20 protein-coding genes and 1 tRNA gene are annotated in these 19346 nt (G+C 69.2%); 8 read left to right on the top strand and 13 right to left on the bottom strand.

Annotated features, from left to right (window positions below):
- Positions 1–22: 22 nt before the first annotated feature.
- Positions 23–2179 carry a sensor domain-containing diguanylate cyclase gene (locus tag O9Y01_RS08475; protein WP_269631107.1) on the bottom strand — a complete coding sequence of 719 codons (2157 nt, stop codon included), beginning with the start codon at positions 2177–2179 and terminating at the stop codon, positions 23–25.
- A 314-nt stretch (positions 2180–2493) separates the two neighbouring features.
- On the opposite strand from O9Y01_RS08475, the gene O9Y01_RS08470 reads away from it, so the two are divergent.
- Complete coding sequence (locus O9Y01_RS08470) at positions 2494–2757, top strand: hypothetical protein (protein ID WP_269631106.1); 264 nt, start codon at positions 2494–2496, stop codon at positions 2755–2757.
- On the opposite strand, the gene O9Y01_RS08465 is transcribed toward O9Y01_RS08470, so the two are convergent.
- The gene (locus O9Y01_RS08465) at positions 2723–3133 is read right to left on the bottom strand and encodes a hypothetical protein (RefSeq protein WP_269631105.1); all 411 of its coding nucleotides are present in this window, start codon (positions 3131–3133) and stop codon (positions 2723–2725) included. The genes O9Y01_RS08470 and O9Y01_RS08465 overlap by 35 nt on opposite strands.
- Positions 3134–3232: 99 nt before the next feature.
- On the opposite strand from O9Y01_RS08465, the gene O9Y01_RS08460 reads away from it, so the two are divergent.
- The 3 genes from O9Y01_RS08460 to O9Y01_RS08450 are packed head-to-tail and all read left to right on the top strand — an operon-like array spanning position 3233 to position 4684.
- Entirely contained in the window at positions 3233–3940 is a 708-nt protein-coding gene (locus tag O9Y01_RS08460; protein WP_269631104.1) for a DUF433 domain-containing protein, read from the top strand.
- Positions 3941–3949: 9 nt separating this feature from the next.
- On the top strand, positions 3950–4351 hold the full coding sequence (locus O9Y01_RS08455) for a hypothetical protein (protein WP_269631103.1): 402 nt from the start codon (positions 3950–3952) through the stop codon (positions 4349–4351).
- Between the two features lie 24 nt (positions 4352–4375).
- The gene (locus O9Y01_RS08450; RefSeq protein ID WP_442952738.1) at positions 4376–4684 is read left to right on the top strand and encodes a tyrosine-type recombinase/integrase; all 309 of its coding nucleotides are present in this window, start codon (positions 4376–4378) and stop codon (positions 4682–4684) included.
- Here O9Y01_RS08450 and O9Y01_RS08445 read toward each other — a convergent pair.
- The 7 genes from O9Y01_RS08445 to rsmB form a co-directional block, all read right to left on the bottom strand.
- Positions 4677–5513: a hypothetical protein gene (locus O9Y01_RS08445; protein ID WP_269631101.1), complete on the bottom strand. Its 837-nt coding sequence runs from the start codon at positions 5511–5513 to the stop codon at positions 4677–4679. The two genes, O9Y01_RS08450 and O9Y01_RS08445, sit on opposite strands and share 8 nt — an antisense overlap.
- A 125-nt stretch (positions 5514–5638) precedes the next feature.
- Positions 5639–6010, bottom strand: coding sequence for a hypothetical protein (locus O9Y01_RS08440; RefSeq protein ID WP_269631100.1), 372 nt, complete (start codon positions 6008–6010; stop codon positions 5639–5641).
- Between the two features lie 269 nt (positions 6011–6279).
- Positions 6280–6355, bottom strand: a tRNA-Phe gene (locus O9Y01_RS08435).
- A 65-nt stretch (positions 6356–6420) separates the two neighbouring features.
- The gene (locus tag O9Y01_RS08430; protein WP_269631099.1) at positions 6421–7131 is read right to left on the bottom strand and encodes a response regulator; all 711 of its coding nucleotides are present in this window, start codon (positions 7129–7131) and stop codon (positions 6421–6423) included.
- A 13-nt stretch (positions 7132–7144) separates the two neighbouring features.
- Positions 7145–9403 carry a sensor histidine kinase gene (locus O9Y01_RS08425; protein WP_269631098.1) on the bottom strand — a complete coding sequence of 753 codons (2259 nt, stop codon included), beginning with the start codon at positions 9401–9403 and terminating at the stop codon, positions 7145–7147.
- Between the two features lie 52 nt (positions 9404–9455).
- A complete protein-coding gene (locus tag O9Y01_RS08420) occupies positions 9456–10127 on the bottom strand; it encodes a DUF4390 domain-containing protein (RefSeq protein WP_269631097.1) in 672 nt (223 codons plus the stop codon).
- Complete coding sequence (gene rsmB, locus O9Y01_RS08415) at positions 10127–11521, bottom strand: 16S rRNA (cytosine(967)-C(5))-methyltransferase RsmB (RefSeq protein ID WP_269631096.1); 1395 nt, start codon at positions 11519–11521, stop codon at positions 10127–10129. Before rsmB ends, O9Y01_RS08420 begins: the two co-directional genes overlap by 1 nt.
- Positions 11522–11683: 162 nt before the next feature.
- On the opposite strand from rsmB, the gene folE reads away from it, so the two are divergent.
- A complete protein-coding gene (gene folE / locus O9Y01_RS08410; protein WP_269631095.1) occupies positions 11684–12409 on the top strand; it encodes a GTP cyclohydrolase I in 726 nt (241 codons plus the stop codon).
- Positions 12410–12430: 21 nt separating this feature from the next.
- Positions 12431–12853 carry a BLUF domain-containing protein gene (locus O9Y01_RS08405; RefSeq protein WP_269631094.1) on the top strand — a complete coding sequence of 141 codons (423 nt, stop codon included), beginning with the start codon at positions 12431–12433 and terminating at the stop codon, positions 12851–12853.
- A gap of 17 nt (positions 12854–12870) precedes the next feature.
- On the opposite strand, the gene O9Y01_RS08400 is transcribed toward O9Y01_RS08405, so the two are convergent.
- A complete protein-coding gene (locus tag O9Y01_RS08400; protein ID WP_269631093.1) occupies positions 12871–13416 on the bottom strand; it encodes a LemA family protein in 546 nt (181 codons plus the stop codon).
- Between the two features lie 8 nt (positions 13417–13424).
- Positions 13425–14159, bottom strand: coding sequence for a 7-cyano-7-deazaguanine synthase QueC (gene queC, locus O9Y01_RS08395; RefSeq protein WP_269631092.1), 735 nt, complete (start codon positions 14157–14159; stop codon positions 13425–13427).
- A gap of 135 nt (positions 14160–14294) precedes the next feature.
- Here queC and O9Y01_RS08390 point away from each other — a divergent pair, with 135 nt between their 5' ends.
- A complete protein-coding gene (locus O9Y01_RS08390) occupies positions 14295–15857 on the top strand; it encodes a DUF4139 domain-containing protein (RefSeq protein WP_269631090.1) in 1563 nt (520 codons plus the stop codon).
- A 21-nt stretch (positions 15858–15878) separates the two neighbouring features.
- On the opposite strand, the gene O9Y01_RS08385 is transcribed toward O9Y01_RS08390, so the two are convergent.
- On the bottom strand, positions 15879–17132 hold the full coding sequence (locus tag O9Y01_RS08385; protein WP_442952737.1) for a glutamate-5-semialdehyde dehydrogenase: 1254 nt from the start codon (positions 17130–17132) through the stop codon (positions 15879–15881).
- 204 nt (positions 17133–17336) lie between these two features.
- Here O9Y01_RS08385 and O9Y01_RS08380 point away from each other — a divergent pair, with 204 nt between their 5' ends.
- Positions 17337–18251 carry an AraC family transcriptional regulator gene (locus tag O9Y01_RS08380; RefSeq protein WP_269631086.1) on the top strand — a complete coding sequence of 305 codons (915 nt, stop codon included), beginning with the start codon at positions 17337–17339 and terminating at the stop codon, positions 18249–18251.
- A 99-nt stretch (positions 18252–18350) separates the two neighbouring features.
- On the opposite strand, the gene O9Y01_RS08375 is transcribed toward O9Y01_RS08380, so the two are convergent.
- Positions 18351–19340, bottom strand: a complete 990-nt coding sequence (locus tag O9Y01_RS08375) for an AEC family transporter (protein WP_269631085.1) — start codon at positions 19338–19340, stop codon at positions 18351–18353.
- Positions 19341–19346: the final 6 nt, after the last annotated feature.

Here is a 19346-nt window from a genome sequence, read left to right as displayed (position 1 = left end):
CGCCCGCTCCGCCGGGCCGGCCTCAATGCGCGACGTAACGATCCCGCCCCGCGGCCTTGGCCGCATAGAGGCGCTGGTCGGCCCGCTTGAGCAGCTCGGCGGCCTGCACGGGCACGGCGCCGCCATGCACGGCCACGCCGATGCTGGTGCTGATGCACACGGCATGCGTCTCCAGCACGAACGGTGCGCGCATGGCCTCGACGAGGTTGCCGGCGATGCGGGCCGCGGTCGGCTCGTCCGGCAGTCCCTCCACGATCACGGCGAACTCGTCGCCCCCCGGCCGCGCGATGACGTCCGCGCTGCGCAGCGTGCGGGCCAGGCGGCCGGCAAAGCCGCGCAGCAGCAGGTCGCCCGCCGGGTGGCCCAGGCGGTCATTCACGCCCTTGAAGCCGTCGATGTCCAGCAGCAGCAGCGCCATGCAGCCCGGGCGCGCGCCGGCCCGCTCCAGGGCCTCCTGCAGGCGCTGGTCGAAGCCGGCCCGGTTCAGCAGGCCGGTCAGCGGGTCCGACAGGCTCAGCTCGATCAGGCGGCGCTCCTCCAGCTTCTGCGCCGTGTTGTCGACCACCATGGTCACGAAACCCAGCACGGTGCGGCCATCCTCTGCGAACTGCGGAACGAAGGTCAGGCGCTCGCATTGATAGCCTTCCTGCGTGGTCTTCTCGGCGTCCAGGGTGACGGTCTCGCCCGCCAGCACGCGCTCGATGGAGCTCGCCGCCTGGGCATGGGCGGCCGGGCCGATCACCTCCTGGATCGTGCAGCCCAGCATCGCGCTGCGCGGGCGGCCGAAGTCCCGCTCGAAGGCCAGGTTCATGAAGCGGAAGTGCTGCTCGCGGTCGACATAGCCCACACGCATGGGCAGGCGGTCCGCAATGCTGCGCATGCGCTGCTCGCTCTGGCGCAGCGCCTCCTCGGCCTGGCGGCGCTCGGTGACGTCACGCAGCATCAGCTGGGTCTGCCAGCGCCCGCGTGCATCGCGGTAGCGGGCGGTCTGGGCCTCCAGCTCCACGCGTCGGCCCTGGCAGGTGACGATGCTCAGGTAGGGCTGCTGCGAGACCTGCGGCAAGGCCCCGTTGACCTGCAGCCAGGCCTGCAGCTGCGGCCCCGTGCCCGCAGGCAGCTCGGCCAGGGGCCGGCCGGCATGAAGTCCGGCGTCCAGGTCCAGGAGCCGCCCGGCGGCCGGATTGAAGGCGCTCAGGCGGCCATCAGGTTCGACCAGCAGGATGCCCTGCTGCGCATGCTGGAACAGGGCCTGCTGCTGGCGGCGGCTGGCCAGCAGCTCGGCCACGAGCCCGCAGATCAGCACGCTGGTGCAGGCCTGCGCCGTGATGTAGCTCCACAGGGCCAGCAGGCCCAGGTGCGCGTCCTGCGAGGCGAAGGGACCGGCGCCGTTGGCCGTGCCCCAGGCTGCCGTGCCGGACAGCAGCAGCACGGCCAGCGAGGCCACCATCACCCCCGCCCGCAGCGCGAGCAGGGCCATCAGGAACAGCGGCAGGGCCAGCAGGGGGAAGGCCAGGCCGGGATGCGGCGTGACCCAGGGCGTGAAACTCAGCAAGCCGCAGCCCAGCACCACACCCAGCAGCAGCAGGTTGAGCGCGCCGCGGCGTCCTCCAAAGCCCTGGCGAAGGGCGCTGACACTCAGCGTGATCAGGGGGATGCCGCCCAGCAGCGCGCCCACGGCGTCGCCCGTCCACCAGGTGGTCCAGGCCGACAGCCACTGCCCGGGCGCCAGCAGGCCGCTCTCCAGCAGGCACAGCGTGCCATTGCTGGCGCTCACCAGCATGCCCAGCGCCACGGCGAGCAGGTAGACGCCCAGATCGCGGCGGCGGCCCAGGGTGGCGTCGAAGTCCAGGCGCAGCAGCACCTGCTTGCTCAGCCAGGGCCCGACGGCATTGCCCAGCGCGATGCCCGCGGCCGCCCACAGCGGCCCGCCCAGTTCCAGATTGGCCAGGAAAGCCGCCCCCAGCACGGCCAGGGCCATGCGGTCGCCCCAGCGGTAGTAGGCCGCGACCGCAAGACCGGTGGGCAGCCAGAACAGCGACACATGAGTGCCCACATACGGAATCTGCAGGCCCATGCGGGCCGTCAGGTAGTAGCCCAGGGCCACGCAGCACAGACGTGCGAGCAGCAGCAGGCCCGGCGGCCCAGAAAAGGCGTGGTGCCGCTGCGCGGTCACGTCCATTGCGATCCCCAACTTGGGCGTTGCGTTGACACCCGAACTACCCTGTTTTCCTGACGCTGCCGGCGGTCTGAGCGCTCCCGAGGAGCGCCACAGCCCACGCCGGCCTCATGCCCTGATCGCGCATGAATGCATGGGCCGCAATGTGGACACCGGCGCTGACGGTTGGCTGTCAGACCCCCGATTTTAGGGGATGGGCCGAGGTGCACCTCCCCATGGCACACTTCGCGCCGGCCGGGCGGCCCGGAGGCAATCCGGCGCGCCACGGTCCACAAGAGACGACACAAGGGAGACGGCGGCAGCGCCGGGAGGATTCAATGGACATGGAATGGAGCAGCCTGGCCATGGGCTTCGGCCCGGCCGTGCTGGTGGTGCTGGCCGTCTACTTTCTTTGCTGGGTGTTCGCGGTCTGCTGGAACCATGCCGTCGTACCGATCTGGCAGATGCCCCGCATCACCAAGCTGCAGGCCTTTGCCCTGCTGATCCTGGTCAGCGTGACGGGCTCCGCCTTTCAGGGCCTGGTGCAGTACAAGCGGCAGGAGATCGTCACCCGGGAAGCGCCGCCGGCCAGCGGCCGCTGAGCATGCGGCCGCGGGCGCGCTGGGTTTCGGTCAGCGCGACCAGGGCGTCCTGGTCGCAGCAGGCAATGCGCAGCAGGGCGTCGAACGTGCCTGTCGTGAGGCAGGCCTCGACGCCTTCCTTCCCACCGGCCGCGCCATCAGGCCCATCACCTGGACCCACTGGGAATACGTCGGCGTCAAGCCTGACATCACCGGGCCGGCCGAGCAGGCGCTGCAGGCGGCCTGTGCCGATGCGCTGATGAAGCGCGTCGCCGAGGCCAAGGCCGAGCGGGAGCGCGCGCGGCTGGGCGCTTTGCTCGCGCGGGTGGAGAAGGGGGAGTACGGGCGGGGGACGTGAGGATGGATCGGGAGCCGTGACCGGAACTTCTTTCAACAAGGAAAATGATGTCTTGCGTCTCCCATGGCGAGGACGCCTTGGCAGACGGTTCGGAATCCAGGTGTTCGTCAGACTGCGGGCGTAAACTGCTTGCCGACCATGAACAAGCAAGCCACCCTCCTCGGCACGGGCATGTACCCGCTGCCACGAGCCGCCCGGCTCGTGGGGGCGGAACTGCGTACGGTTCGCCGCTGGCTGAAGGGCTATTCCTGGAAGTACGGCGATGGCCGCAAGGCCTCCGGTCCGCTGTGGCCTCTCGAATATGCGGACGACGAGGAGTTTGGTGACGAGCAGGTGCTGGGGTTTCATGACCTGCTTGAGTTGCGTACGGTCGCCCGCTTCGTTGAGCGTGGTGTGAGCCTGAAGGTGATCCGGGCGACGATCGACGTGGCGCGCGAAACCCTGGGTGACTACCCCCTGCATTCACGCCGGTTCGTGACCGACGGCAAGAAGATCTTTCTTGAAGCGGTAGAGCGCGCAGGCGAGGACCCGAGGCTGCTGGATGTGCGCAGGCAGCAGTTCGCCATGGATGCGGTGATCCGGCCCAGCCTGCTCGAGGGCATCGAGTACGGTGCCGACGCCCATGCGCTCCGCTGGTTTCCCGTGCCGAAGAAGCGTCTGGTGGTACTCGATCCCCTGGTGCAATTTGGTGAGCCCATCGTCGTGGAGGGCGGCGTACCGACCGACACGCTCGCAGCGGCCTTCCAGGCGGAAGGCCAGGACGTCGAACGAGTGGCACGCCTGTACCGCGTCAAGCCGCAAGAGGTGAAAGCGGCCGTCGCCTTCGAGCAGCAACTGGCAGCGTGACAGGGCGGCGTGCGATTCCTGTTCGACGCCAACCTTCCTCCTGATCTGGCGCACGCGATTCGCGAGCTTTGCCAGACTGAGAGCGGCGTGGACGAGGTGATCCACCTCACCGACCGCTTCCGCCGCAGCACCCCTGACCTGGAATGGATACCCGCCTTGGGGCCAGGCTGGTACATCGTCAGCATCGACAAGTTCGCAAAGAGCCGTGGTCAGGAGCGAGAAGCGCTCCGCCGCGCGGGTCACACGGTCTACGTGCTGGACCCGCAATGGGCGAAGCACCCCTTCTGGTTGAAGTCATCCCGACTGGTGCTCTGGTGGCCGCAGGTGCTTGAGCACGCCCGGCTGACCGCCGGCGGCGGCTTCCGCATCCCCTGGCAGCACTCGTCAAGCAAGAAGTTCAAAGGGCTGTAGCCGAGGCCGCGCACGAGGAGAGCCATCGAGCTGGCCGGCGAGCTGGCTGCCCTAATCGTGCGCATCAATGCCCGGCCGCGGGAGCGGCTGAGCGCCTGGCTGATTCAGGATGACGACGGGCAGCCGCTGGGCACTTTCGCGCTGCGCTCACGCTTTGACAAGGCGCGGCGCCTGGCGGGGGTGGACTTCCAGTTCCGGGACATCAGGGCCAAGGCAGCCACCGAAACGGGCGACCTGGCGCATTCGCAGAAGCTGCTGGGGCATCGAAACCGCGAAATGACAGAGCACTACATGCGGCAGCGCATCGGCGAGCGCGTCAGCCCACTCAGATAACGCGAACCAAAGACCAGGCGCCGGCAAAGCGCCGCAAGAGAGCCGCCCCCCTTGCTGTCCATTTGCCTGTATCCGTAGCAAGTCCGCCGATGACAAGGCCCGTCAACGCTCCGCCATTAAGTGGTCCATTGCTTAAGCTGGCTGCCAACTCCTGATTCAATTCCGCAGCCGATGCCCCATCAATTCGCTCTGGTGGCACGGCTTCCAGAAAGGCTTGGAGAATACCTAGGCGACCTGGTGAAACTTGAAATTCCGCCATGAGCTGCTGCCTGTGGGCCTCGATATCAACGCCAGCCCTTGGTTGCAGCCGGTAGTGCTCGATGCCGAACGCTGGCCCGTTGCATGGCGCTTGAGTCACTACCCGGATCAGGACGCCCATCCATCCGTGCTCAAGCTTCACCACGCCGTCCACCACGGAAGTACCGACAGAGCCATTGCTGAGGTCAAAGCCTTGCTGTTCGTCGAATGCCACCGTCGCGGGAAGCTGGCCCTCATGCGATAGAGCACACCGAAAGTGCTCGTAGAGGATCCCCTCTATCGCCATCGACTTGCCGTCGATGGGAATCGACATCACAGAAGCGGTGTCGTCAGGGTGACTGAAGGTTGCCCCGACCATCACTTCGCAGAGCCGCCGCCCCAAGAACCTCGTGAACGCCTCCTTGTCTTGCATCCCGCGCTTGTCCGCAGGATTGACCTTGGAGGGCGTACCTTTCGGGAAGACTTTGCGCGAGCTCCCGGAAATCGCAGCAAGGATGGACGCAAGCGCGCCGATGTACCGCCCGTGCTCGGCGAGAAAGATGGTGTCGTCGACCAGTTGGCGGATCGTCACATGCCCTCCAACAATTTGTAGACGCGTTGCGCGGGGCTCTCTTTAAGTACTTGTCAGCACTCATGAATTCTGGTGGCCAAGGGCGGAATCGAACCACTGACACGCGGATTCATCCTTACAGAACGTCAGAAGAGGAGATGTCCAGCCCAATTGGCATCTGATGGCAGATCTGGGCTTTGCCCCTCACTCCACGCCTCGTGCACAGCCACCACTTCACCACAAGCAACGGTGCCTCGATTGCTTTCATGGGAGAGCCATTTCGTGCCTTCGGCGATGGTCAGGCCACAAAGACACTGAATCAGTGCCGATAGCGAAACAGACTCACCTGGTCGAAGCTCTATCGTTTCGCTCTCGCCACCGGGGCGCAAAAACAGCTCATGCCGCAAGCCTCCTTCGAACCAGTGTTCGATGCCACCGTCTCTGCCTCGGCTGTAAAGCGTCCTGGCTTCTGCGCCGATCGACTCAAGGCGGACGGTTACGCGATACCAAGTTTGCATCTGTGGCCTCAATGGATGCTCCGCGCAAGGCAGCGGCGCTAGAGCATTGTGCGACAGCTTCCAATGGCGAGTGCTCGTTCACGCCTGTGTCGGCATTGACGAACATGGCGCTCGGCGACAGCGAAACGCGCGCCTCAGCCTTTGCCCAACCGTGGCAGGTCAGCGGGACCTGAAGCCTTGCGCGAGGACACAGCAGGTCCAGACGGAGCATGGATCAGGCCCTGGAAAGCAAAAAGCCCGACCATCACTGATCGGGCTTTCGCGAATTCTGGTGGCCAAGGGCGGAATCGAACCACCGACACGCGGATTTTCAATCCGCTGCTCTACCAACTGAGCTACTTGGCCATCTTTGTCTTCCTGACCGCTTGCGTCTTGCGGCGCAGTGATCAGCGAAGACCATGACTATAACACTAAATTTGGCTGTTGCGCTTGTTTCTTGAAAGATCGACGCCCAGCTGCTTCAGCTTGCGGTACAGGTGGGTGCGCTCCAAGCCGGTCTTCTCGGCCACGCGGGTCATGGAGCCGTTCTCCTTGGCCAGGTGGAACTCGAAGTAGCTCTTCTCGAAGGCGTCGCGGGCCTCGCGCAGGGGGCGGTCCAGTTCGAACAGCTGCTCGGAGGCCAGGGCCTGCACGGGAGCGATGGCCGGGGCGGCGCTGTGGACGCCGTGGCTCATCACGGCGCTGTGGGCGTGCAGGGGCAGCTCGGGGCGCGCGGCATAGCTGGGCAGGCCGGGCGGCGGTGCGGCGGGGCGCGGGGCGGTCTTCACCAGGGCCTGCTCGACGGCGCGCAGCAGCTTCTGCAGGGTGATGGGCTTTTCCAGGAAGGCAATGGCGCCGAACTTGGTGGCTTCCACTGCGGTGTCGATGGTGCCGTGGCCGCTCATCATGATCACGGGCATGGTCAGCTGGCCGCTGCTGCCCCACTCCTTGAGCAGGGTGACGCCGTCGACGTCGGGCATCCAGATGTCCAGCAGCACGAGGTCGGGCCGCATGCGCTCGCGCACGGCGCGCGCCTGGCCGGCGTTCTCGGCCAGCTCGATGGTGTGACCTTCGTCGGTCAGGATTTCAGACAACAGGGCGCGGATGCCCAGTTCGTCGTCAACAACAAGAATGGTTGCCATGTATGCCTACTGTTCACGCGGCCCCGGGAGCTTCGCTCGGCTCGGCCGGGCTCGGTGCAGTCGCGAGTTTTGAAAATGATAACGAAACTTGCGCGCCGTTCGGCGGCAGGGACTCGTCGCCGTCAGGATGCAGATTGCTGAGGCGGATCCGCGCCCCATGCTCATCGGCGATCTTCTTGACCACGGCAAGACCGAGGCCCGTGCCCTTGGACTTGGTGGTCACGTAAGGCTCGAAGGCTCTCTTGAGGACCTTCTCCGCAAAGCCGGGACCGTTGTCCGAGATCACGAGGCGCAAGCCACGCAGCTCGCCAGTGTCGCCGACGGATTTGAGCGTGCGTACCCGCACATGCCCTTGCTCTCGATCAGCAACTGCATCCAGGGCGTTCTGCACGAGGTTGTGGATGACCTGGCGCAGCTGGGTGGCGTCGCCCACGATCAGGGGCAGCTCGGGGCTCAGCTCGGCCTGCAGGCGGCCCGCTTCCTGGGCCGAGACGTAGAGCATCAGCACCTCGCCCACCAGGGCATTGAGGTCCAGCGGATTGAGCTGGGCGGCGGGCAGGCGGGCGTAGTCGCGGAACTCGTTGACGAGCTGCTTCATCGCCTGCACCTGGTTGACGATGGTGCCCACCGAGCGCACCAGCATGGCCTGGTCGGGCCCCTCCAGCTTGGCCTCCAGCTTGTGCTGCAGACGCTCGGCGGACAGCTGGATGGGAGTCAGCGGGTTCTTGATCTCGTGGGCCAGGCGCCGTGCGACCTCGCTCCAGGCGGCCGAGCGCTGGGCGGAGACCACCTCGGAGATGTCGTCGAACACGATCAGGCGCTCGCCCTCGGGCAGGCTGGCACCGCGCACGAGCAGGTTGAGGGCCTCCTCCTTGCCGGGCAGCTTGAGCTCGAAGCTGTCCTGCCAGGTACCGTCGGCATCCTCGCTGCTGGCGAAGCGCTGGGCGACCTCGGCCGCGAACTCCTGCAGCTCCGGCACGGCCTCCATGCGCTGGCCCTGGTAGGCCGACAGCGGCAGGCGCAGGATGCGGGTGGCGCCAGGGTTGATGGTGTCCATGCCGCCGCGGGCATCAAAGCCGATCACGCCCGCGGTGAGATTGTCCAGGATGGTCTGCAGATGGGTGCGGGCGCTCTCGAGCTGGGTCACGCTCTGCTCGACCATGTGGCGGGCGTCGGCCAGCTGCTGGGTCATGTCGGCGAAGCTGCGGGTCAGGCCGCCCAGCTCGTCACGCGAGGCCATGGTGGGCTTGGCCGTGAGATCGCCCTGGGCCACCTGGCGCATGCCGTCGGCCAGCAGCAGCAGGGGCTGGGCCAGCTGGTCACCCAGGGTCACGGCGAGCAGCAGCGCGGCGAACGTAGCCAGGATCAGCACCAGGGTGAGGGTGCCCAGGTACATCTGGCGCATGCCGTCGCGCTCCAGGGAGCGCTGCTGGTACTCGACATTGGCGTTCTGCACGGCCAGCGCATTGGCCAGCACCGAGCCCGGCAGGCCCTGCACCACCATCAGGTAGCGGTCGCTGGCGCCCAGGCTGAAGTCATTGCTGGGGACCAGGGCCAGGGCACGGATGCGGGCCTGCCCCTCCAGCGCCTTGGCCTCGTCCTCCAGGCCCTCGATCTTGCTGATCACGCCCTGGCGGCGGGCGTCGCGCAGCAGGTTGCTGCTGGTGCGGCTGAGCGTCAGGGCGGGGTTCTCGGCGCCGCCCACCACGACCAGGGGCTGGCCGTTGGCCCCCAGCAGGCTCACGGAACGGGCCGAGAGCTGGTCGCGAAGGCGCTCCAGCGCCAGGGTCATGGGCGGGTTGCCGCCCTGCTCGCCCAGCCGTTCGGCAGCGTTCTTGGTCTTGGCGCCCAGCTCGTTGACCAGGCCGTCCAGCGTGCCCTGTCCCAGCTTGAGGCCGGACTCCAGCGCGCTGGCCAGGCGCACGTCGAACCAGCTCTCGATGGAGCGGTTCACGAACTGGTAGGACACGGTGTAGATCAGCACGCCGGGCACCACGCCCACCAGCGCGAAGATGCCGGCCAGCTTCAGCAGCAGGCGGCTGCCGAATTTGCCACGCCGCACGCGCAGCACCAGGCGCACGCCGGCACTGATGATCACGGTGGCCAGCATCAGCGCCACGCCCACGTTCAGCCAGAACAGCCAGCCGTAGTGCCGCTCGAAGAAGCCGCGCTCGGCGGTGGCGCCGATGGACAGCAGGAAGGCCAGCAGGCCGGCCGCCCCGGCGACGGCCAGCAGCGAGACCAGCCAGGCCCAGCGTCTCACACGGCTCACGGGAACAGACCTCGCACGGCGTAGGGTCCCGCCAGGCGGGAATGAGCGGCGCTCATGGCTGCAGCTTGGCGCTGAAGTCAGCCCCGAGATTGAGCCTGTGCTCCACGCTCAGGCCCCAGCCCTGGGGCGCGCCCAGGCCGATCTGCATGGGGCGGGGCAGCTGAGAGGTGTCGAGCTTGTAGCTGAACTCGAGGTAGTACTTGCCGTCTTCGTCGATGTCACGAGGCTCGGCAATGCGCCAGCCGGAGACGCCCCGCATGAAGGCCAGGGCCTCGGGCAGGCTGTCGAAGTTCTGGTGCAGGCCTTCGGTGGTCACCCGGTACTGCCGGGTCAGGGGCTGCCAGACCAGGCGCCAGCTGCGCACGCCCCGGGCGGCCCGGGCATCGCGCCAGTACCAGCGGCTGCGCATCACATTGACCTCGGCCTGGAAGTAGACCGGCAGGCCCTTCAGCAAGGCCTCCTCGACCGGCTTGGTCAGCTCGAAGCGGGCGCTGAAGCTCAGCAGCAGGCCTTCGTCCGTGCGCTCTGTGCGCAGGTCGGTCAGGTGGATGCCGTCGGCACGCGCCGCCGACACCGCCCCCATCACCAGAGCCAGCACCAGCAGCAGGCCCCAGGCCCAGCGCAGGACCTGCGATCCCCACGCCACGGCGCGGCCCAGGCCCTTGGCGGGCCAGGCACAGCGCAGCAGACATGGCGCCTCATGCGCCAGGGGAGCGAAAACCATCAGCGGGTGGATGCGGGCGATTTCAGGAGCAGGGCATAGAAGAAGCCGTCCAGCGGGACAGCCTGCCCGGCCGCGTCTTGGGAGCCATTGTCAGGCACGGGCAGCAGATGGCCCGTGAGCCCTGCGCACTCCACCGCTTCGGCGTCCGGCTGGCGTTGCAAAAATGCGTCGACCTGGTCCTGGCCCTCGGCCTTGAAGAGCGAGCAGGTGGCGTAGACCAGCCGACCTCCCGGCTTGAGCAGGGGCCACAAGGCGTCCAGCAGCTCGGCCTGGATGCGGGCCAGCTGGGGGATGTCCTCGGGGCGGCGCAGCCAGCGCACGTCCGGGTGGCGGCGCACGATGCCGGAGGCGCTGCAGGGGGCGTCCAGCAGGATGGCGTCGAAGGGGCGGCCGTCCCACCACTGGGCGGTCTGGCGGGCGTCCACGGCGCGGACCTGCGCCTGCAGCTGGAGGCGGCGCAGGTTGTCCTCCACACGGGCGAGGCGCTCGGGGTCGGCGTCCAGGGCCAGGAGGTCCAGGGACTGCAGCTCCAGCAGGTGCGCGGTCTTGCCTCCGGGGGCGGAGCAGGCGTCCAGCACGCGGGCGCCGGGCGGCAGGGCCGGCAGGGTCAGGTCTTGCCCGGTCGCCGCGCGTGCCTGCAGGGCGGCCACGGTCAGCGGGGCGGCGATCTGGGCGGCGGCGTCCTGGACCGAGACGGCGCCCTGCTCGAAACCCGGAAGGGCGGACACCGGCTGGGGCCGGTCCAGCAGCAGGGCCTGGGGCAGGCGCTCGCCCAGCAGGCGGGCGGCCATGCCCTGCTCGCCCAGGCGTGCCTGGTAGGCCGCGGCGCTGCCCTGGCGGGCATTGGCGCGCAGGGTCATGGGCGGGCGGCTGTTGTTGGCAGCGAGGATGCCCTGCCAGTGCAGGGGCCAGTCCTGGCGGACGCGGTCTATCCACCACTGCGGATGGTTGTGATGCGCCACCGGGTCGCGCAGCAGGCTCTGCACCAGGGCCTCGCGCTCGCGCAGGAAGCGGCGCAGCACGGCATTGACGAAGCCGGCGCTGGGCGCCGCGCGCTGGCGCACGGCGCGCACGGCCTGGTCGACCACGGTGTGGGCGGCATAGGGTGGATCGTCGGACGGCCACAGCAGGGCCAGGGCGCACAGCAGCAGGTTCTCGACCTTGGGCGGCGGCGCCTTGGGCGCCAGCTGGCGGCGCAGGGCCTGGGCCGCGCCGAGCTGACGCAGCACCAGGAAGCTCAGGGCCTGGGTGCCGGGGCGCAGCTCGCGCGGGCAACGGGCCAGGACGTCCGTGAGCGAGCGCCCCTGGCGCACGGCCTGGACGGCGTCCGCGGTCTGCAGCAGGAGGCGCTGCAGGGGGATGCCCGCAGCAGTGGGGGAGGTGGATTCAGACACCCGGGCAGTGTAAGTGCCGGCCCGCAGCGAGGCTTAGGCCGGCGTGAAGCCGGCACCGGGCCGCTTGTCCGCTCAGCTTCTGGGGCCAAGCGGGCCCCTCTCACGCCGGATTCATTCAAAAAGGCCACAATCCGCGCCATAGAAGAACCGCGAGGCCCCGAAATGCCCGGCAAGACCGCCCCCCTCCCCGCCCTCAGCGCCGACGAGCTGGCCGCCCTGCCCGCCTCAGAGCGCGTGCGCTACCGGCTGCTGGCCGCTGACTGCCGCCACCACGCCAATGACAACATCGCCGACTTCATCGAGGACGGCGAGCTGGACGAGATCCAGGCCGAGGTCCAGCGGCAGCTGCAGGGCGTGCTGCGCGCCCTGGTGATCGACACCGACAGCGACCACAACACCCAGGACACCGCCAAGCGCGTGGCCAAGATGTTCGTGCGCGAGGTCTTCAAGGGCCGCTACGTCCAGGCCCCGGACGTCACCGAGTTCCCCAACATCACCCGGCTCAACGAGCTGATGATCGTGGGCCCCATCACCGTGCGCTCGGCCTGCTCGCACCACCTGTGCCCCATCGTCGGCCGGGTGTGGATCGGTCTGCTGCCCAATGAGCATTCCAATCTGATCGGCCTGTCGAAGTACGCGCGGCTCACCGACTGGATCATGAGCCGCCCCCAGATCCAGGAAGAGGCCGTGACCATGCTGGCCAACGAGCTGCAGGAACGCGTGCAGCCCGACGGCCTGGGCATCGTGATGGAAGCCGACCATTTCTGCATGCATTGGCGCGGCGTCAAGGACAGCGAGTCCATGATGACCAACAGTGTGATGCGCGGCGCCTTCCTCAAGGACCCCAACCTGCGCCGCGAATTCCTCTCCCTGCTCAGCAAGAAGTAAGCACCGCCCCAGGAGCCTGCCATGCTCGTCCGTCTTCTCTATGCCAGCCGTGCCGCCGAAGGCACCAAGGAGGCCCAGCTGGCGGCCATCCTCAAGCAGTCCCGAGAGCACAACCCGGCCGAGGGCATCACCGGCCTGCTGTGCCTCAGCGACGGCGTCTTCATCCAGGTGCTGGAGGGCGGCCGCGACGCCGTCAATGCGCGCTACAAGTCCATCGTGCAGGATCCGCGCCACCATGACGTGATCCTGTTGAGCTATGAAGAGATCGACGAACGCCGCTTCGCCGGCTGGAGCATGGGCCAGGTCAACCTGCACCGGCTCAACCCGGCCCTGGTGCTGAAGTACAGCGAGAGCACCCGCCTGAATCCCTACGCCATGCGCGGCCAGGCCCTGATGGCGCTGTTCCAGGAGCTGGTCAGCTCGGGCGTGATCGAGTGCAGCTGATCAGCCGCCCGGGCTGATCACAGCGAGCGCGCCTCGCCAAAGCCGAAGAAGCTGGCCAGCAGCCGTGTGGGGAACTGCTGCACCGCCTCGTTGTAGACGCCCACCGCCTGGTTGAAGACCTGGCGGGCGAAGGCGCGCTGGCGCTCCACCATCTTCAGCTCGTCCACCAGGGCAAAGACCTCGGGATGCTCGGCCAGGGCGCCGTGGTGCTCCACGAGCGACATCAGCCGCGTCAGCGCCGCCGCATGCACCGCGGCGGCCACGGCCAGGGCGGCCACCGGATCGGCCGCATAGGGCTTGGCACGCACCGCATTGGCGGCGGTCTGGGCCTCGCCCTGGGCGTTCTCCAGCGCGTCGAAGGTGGCCTGCTCGTTCTGCAGCAGGGGCCGCAGCTGCTCCAGCAGGCGGGCGCACAGCTGGGCACGCTGCACCAGCAGGCCGTCCAGCTGGCCGTAGGCGGTGCCGATGGCATTGCGCAGCCGCATCATGCGGTTGTAGCCGCCCACGCCCCAGAAGAAGAGCATGGCGGCCACCAGCCAGGGGGTCCAGGACCAGGAGCTCATCCAGGGCATCATGCGCCGGCGCGCTGCTGCGCCAGGAAACCCTCGTAACCCTGCGCCCGCAGCTCGCAGGCCGGGCAGCTGCCGCAGCCGTAGCCCCAGGCATGGCGCTGCTGGCGCTCGCCCAGGTAGCAGGTGTGGGTGTGCTCGATCACGAGCGCGTTGAGCGCGGCGCCGCCCAGCTGCTCGGTCAGGGCCCAGGTCTGGGCCTTGGTGATGAACATCAGCGGCGTCTCGATGGTCATGGGCTGGTCCAGGCCCAGGCTCAGGGCCACCTGCAGGGCCTTGAGGGTGTTGTCGCGGCAGTCGGGGTAGCCGGAGTAGTCCGTCTCGCACATGCCGCCCACCAGCACCGAGGCGCCGCGGCGGTAGGCCAGGGTGGCGGCGAAGCTCAGGAAGAGCAGGTTGCGGCCCGGCACGAAGGTGTTGGGCAGGCCGTTGGCCTGCATCTCGATGGCGCGGGATTCGGTCAGCGCGGTGTCGGAGATCTGGCCCAGCAGGGCGAGGTCCAGCACATGGTCGTCGCCCAGCTTGGCACCCCAGGCGGGGAACTGCGCGGCGAGCTCGCGGCGCACAGTCTGACGGCAGTCCAGCTCGATGCGGTGGCGCTGGCCGTAGTCGAAACCGATCGTCTCGACCTGGGCATAGCGCTCCAGCGCCCAGGCCAGGCAGGCGGTGGAGTCCTGGCCGCCGGAGAAGAGCACCAGGGCCTTGCGGGTGGAATTGGCTTGCGGGGGAAGACTCATGGGCTGCAGTGTGCCATTGCCGGCTGCCACGCCCGCTGGGGAGGCCTCTCGGCATGGGCCAGCAGCGGGCCAGCAGCGGGGCAGCAGCGGGCCGTCGGTGTTAGGCTGAAGCCCCGTTTGAAAGCACTCCACGTCATGCCTCAAGCAACGCCCCTGCTGCCCCTTCTCGCCCTCGCTGGGCTGACCCTGCAGGCCCAGGCGGCCGACACCCTGCGCCAGGTCACCCTGCACCCCCAGGGCGCCACCGTCGAGCGCGCCCTGACACTGGCGCCCAGTGCGCAGGAGGCCCGCTTCAGCTGCCTCAGCCCCGAGCTGGTGGCCGATTCCATCCAGCTGCTGCCCCCCGCCGGCATGGGCGTGGGCGAGGTCCGCCTGGAGCTCAAGCCCGCCGAGCTGCTGCCCGAGTGCGAGCGCGGCAGCAAGGTGCGCGAGCTGGAGCAGCAGTCGCGCCAGCTGCAGGCGGAATCGGAGGCCTTGGCGGTCTCCCTCAACTTCCTCAAGCAGCTGACGGGGAAGGAGCTGCCGCCCGGCGGCAAGCTCTCCGAGACCCTGGAGACCCTGCGCCGCCAGACCGTGGACCAGCTGCAGCGGCAGCAGGCCCTGAGGGAGCGGATGGACGCGCTGAACCGCCAGCTGGCCGAGGCGCGCGAGCAGGAAGGCGTCCAGCGCCAATACCAGGTACTCACGGTCCCCGTGGACAGCGCCCAGGGCGGCGAGCTGCGCCTGGTCTATCGCAGTGAGCAGGCCGGATGGACACCGCTGTACCGGGCGCGCCTGGACACCACCAGCGGGCGGCTGAGCCTCGAGCGCCGCGCCGAGGCCGCGCAATACACCGGCGAGGACTGGAGCAGCGTCCCGCTGCGCCTGAGCACCGAGATGACCCGAGACAGCGGCGGCGCCGGCATGCTGTCCTCCTGGACCCTGGACATCGACACCGTTGCCCTGGAAGAGTCACGCCCCGCGCCGGCCATGACGCTCTACTCGGCCGCGCCGGCGCCCCGCATGGAGGTCAAGCCCGCGGCCCCCGGCATGCCGCCGGCGCGCAAGCGGGTGGAGTTCAATCCGGAGGTCTTCGCCGGCGAGTTCGCAACGACCTACGCCCTGCCCGGCCGCCAGCGGCTGCTCAGCGGCGCCCGGCCCGTGCAGCTGTCGCTGGGGCGTGAAACGGTGGAGGCCGATGTCTACAGCCGCTTTCGCGGGCAGGTCGACCACGACGCGTACCTGGTCGCCGAGCTGGCGCGCCCGACCGGCAGCTGGCCGCGCGGCAAGCTGCAGCTCTACCGTGACGGGACCCTGGTCGGCGATGCCCAACTGCAGTTCAGCGGCGAGGCCAAGGTGGAATGGCTGTTCGGCCGCGATGAGCGCCTGCGTGTGCTGAGCCTTCCCGAGCGACTGGACGGCAACAAGGCCGGGCTGATCAGCAAGCGCCGCGAGCGCCAGATCGAGCGCAGCTACGAGATCGAGAACCGCACGGACAAGCCCCTGCCCCTGCTGGTGCTGGAGGCCAGCCCGGTGAGCCAGCACGCGGACATCCGGATCGAGACCGCCTTCAAGCCCGAACCCCAGACCGGCGACTGGCGCGAGCAGCCCGGCATCCGTGCCTGGCGCCAGACCCTGGCCCCGAAGCAGACCCAGCGCTTCAGCGCCCGCTACAAGCTCTCGGCGCCGGCGGACGCGCTGGTGACGGGCTGGCGCTGAGCGGCAGCCGGGTGCGCAGCCTCAGCCCCGCACCTCACCCTGCCCCAGCACGATCCATTTCATCGAGGTGAGGCCTTCCAGGCCCACCGGGCCGCGGGCGTGGAACTTGTCGGTGGAGATGCCGATCTCCGCGCCCAGGCCGTACTCGAAGCCGTCGGCGAAGCGGGTGCTGGCATTGACCATCACGCTGGCCGAATCCACCTCGCGCAGGAAGCGCATGGCGTTGGGGTGGTTCGTGGTGAGGATGGCGTCGGTGTGGTGCGAGCCATGGCGGTTGATGTGGGCCATGGCCTCGTCCAGGCTGTCCACCACCTTGATGCTGATGATGGGCGCCAGGAACTCGGTGTCCCAGTCCGCCTCGGTGGCCGGCACCAGCTGGGCGCCGGGCACGGCCTGCAGCGCCGCCAGGCTGCGCGGGCAGCCGCGCATCTCCACGCCCTTGGCCGCGAACACGGCGCCGATGCGCGGCAGGAAGGCCGCCGCCTGCGCCGCATGCACCAGCAGGGACTCGGTCGCGTTGCAGGGGCTGTACTTCTGCGTCTTGGCGTTGTCGACCACGCGCAGGGCCAGGTCCAGGTCCACCTCGGCGTCGACATAGCAGTGGCAGTTGCCGTCCAGGTGCTTGATGACGGGCACGCGGGCCTCGCTGGCGATGCGCTCGATCAGGCCCTTGCCGCCGCGCGGGATGATCACGTCCACGAACTCGGGCATGGCGATCAGGCGGCCCACGGCGGCGCGGTCGGTGGTGCCGATCAGCTGCACCGCGCGGGCCGGCAGACCCGCCTCCTCCAGGCTCTGCGCCACCAGCGCCGCCAGGGCCTGGTTGGAATGGAAGGCCTCCGAGCCGCCGCGCAGCAGGCAGGCGTTGCCGCTCTTGAGGGCCAGCGAGGCGGCCTCGATGGTCACGTTGGGGCGGCTCTCGTAGATCATGCCGAAGACGCCCAGGGGCACGCGCATCTGGCCCACGCTGATGCCGCTGGGGCGGCGCTTGACGCCGGTGATCTCGCCGATGGGGTCGGGCATGGCGGCGATCTGCTCACAGCCCTCGGCCACGGTGGCGATCACGGCAGGCGTGAGGCGCAGGCGGTCCAGCATCGGGCCGGCCAGGCCGGCGGCCTCGGCGGCCTGCAGGTCGCGGGCATTGGCCTCGGCCAGGGCCGGCCCCTGCTCGCGCAGGCGGCGGGCCAGGGCCAGCAGGGCGGCATTCTTCGCAGCCGTGGGCGCGGCGGCCATCTGGCGGCTGGCGGCGCGCGCGGCGGCGCCCAGGGCGTCCATGTAGGCGGCGAGGTCCTGGGCGGGATCGGGCAGGGAAGCGAGCGAAACTGCGGTACTCATGCGCCTGATTCTCCGCCATCGCCCGCCGGGACCCGCCGCCCCTGGCTTTCGCCGCTGGACAAGGGCTTCTTTCACCGCCGCCCGCCGCGATCCGCAAGAGCGGCACGGCAGGACTCCGGCCCGGCCCCTAGGCTTCGTCCCACGATGAACGCACCCGAGAAGTCCTCCCTCAACGAGTCCCTGCGCCGCTGGCAGGAGCGCATGCAACGCGTGCTGCGCCATGTGGATGGCCAGCCCGAGGCCGCCCTGGACCTCGGCGGCCTGGCCGCCCTGGCCCACAGCTCGCCCTTTCACTTTCACCGCCAGTTCGCCGCCCTGTGCGGCCTGCCCCTGGCCCGCTACGTGCAGCTCTCCCGCATGCGCCGCGCGGCCCAGTGGCTGGCCCACCGGCCGGCGATGCCGGTGCTGGAGGTGGCCCTGGCCAGCGGCTATGAGAGCCCGGAGGCCTTCACGCGCGCCTTTCGTCGTCTGTTCGACAAGACCCCCAGCCAGTGGCGGCGCGATCCGCGCTCCGCGGCCTGGGCGGCCTGCGAGCGGCAACTTCATCAAGCGGAGCAATGGCCCATGTACGACGATCCCTTCCAGCCCGACCAGGTGCGCCTGGAGCAGACCCCTGACATCCCCGTGGCCCTGCTGGTCCACCGGGGGCCCATGCAAGACCTGGCCCCCAGCCTGCAGCGCTTCATCGCCTGGCGCAAGGAACGGCAGCTGCCGCCCTCGAAGGCGGCCACCTACAACCTGCTGTACGACGACCCGTCCTCCGTGCCGCCGGACGCGTGCCGCTTCGGCCTGGCCGTGGCCTGGGACCAGCCGGTGCCGCCCAACCCGCAGGGGCTGGTCGCCGACCGCATCCAGGGAGGCCTGCATGCCGTGCTGCGCCACGAGGGGCCCGATGCCAGCCTGGACCAGGCCATCCGCTGGCTCTACGGCAGCTGGCTGCCCCAGAGTGGCCTGGAGCTGCGCGATGCACCGCCCTTCCTGAAGCGCCTGCGCTTCTTCCCCGAGGTGCCGGCCCACGAGGCGCTGGTGGAAATCCACCTGCCCCTGCAGGCCGCCTGAGCCACAGCCCGGCGGCGGGCGAGGGGTCAGGTCTTGCCAAGCGCCTCGGCAGAGGGCAAGACCTGGCGCCGGAGCCCTCAGCGGCCTCCGCAGCCGTCGTCAGAGCAGGCCCAGGCGCACCAGGCCCGTCAGCCACAGCGGCGCGCTGAAGGCAAAGAGCAGGGTGCCCAGCACCACGGCGGCGGTGGTCTCGGCCTCCTCACAGCGGTAGCGCTGGGCGAAGATCAGGGCATTGGAGCCCGGCGGCAGCGCCGCCATCATCACGATCACTGCCAGCGGCAGCGCTGGCAGGTCCAGCACCCACAGGCCCAGGCCCAGCACCAGGCCGGGCAGCACCAGCAGCTTCCAGGCCAGCAGGCCCAGCACCGAGCGCCAGCGCGCCGGCCAGCCGTAGTAGGCCAGGGACATGCCGATCAGCGTCAGGCACAGGGGCACCACGGCCGTGCCCAGCATCTGCAGCATCTCGTCCAGCGCCTGAGGCAGACGCCAGCCGGTGGCATTCCAGAGCAGGCCGGCCAGCACCGGCAGCACCACCGGGTGGATGACGGTGTTGCGCGCCGTGGCCAGCATGGTGGCGCGCAGGCCCTTGGGGTTGTGCGCGTGCGCGGCGCGGGCGAGGTCCAGCTCCACCAGCAGGGTCAGCACGCTCAGCAGGGTCAGGGCATGCAGGCTCACCACGGTGATGTGGATGGCCAGGCCCTGCTCGCCGAACACGGCCGCGGCGAGCGGCACGCCCACCTGCAGCGTGTTGCCGAAGCTGGCCGTGATGGCCCGCACGCTGGGGCTGGCCACCGCGCCCTGCCCTCGCCAGCGCAGCCAGCCGTAGCAGGCCAGCATGCCCAGCACCACCGGCAGGAAGAAGCCCAGCAGGGTGGCCCAGGGGAGGTGCTGGAAGTCGATGCGGGCCGTGGTGCGGAACATCAGGGCCGGCACGAAGATGTAGAAGGCCGCGTTGGACAGCACCCGGGCCGGATCCCCGCCCGTGCCGCCGGCATCCGCCTCGCCCAGCCAGCGCATGCGGCCCACCAGCCAGCCGATGCCCACCGCCACCATGATGGCCAGCAGCTTGGCCAGTACGCCTTCGTTCATGGCCGG

It is taken from the genome of Pelomonas sp. BJYL3, from assembly GCF_027257975.1.
Taxonomy (GTDB): Bacteria; Pseudomonadota; Gammaproteobacteria; order Burkholderiales; family Burkholderiaceae_C; genus Roseateles_B; species Roseateles_B flavus.
Note: the sequence above shows the minus strand (reverse complement) of the source record. Positions and strands in the feature narration are given on the sequence as shown.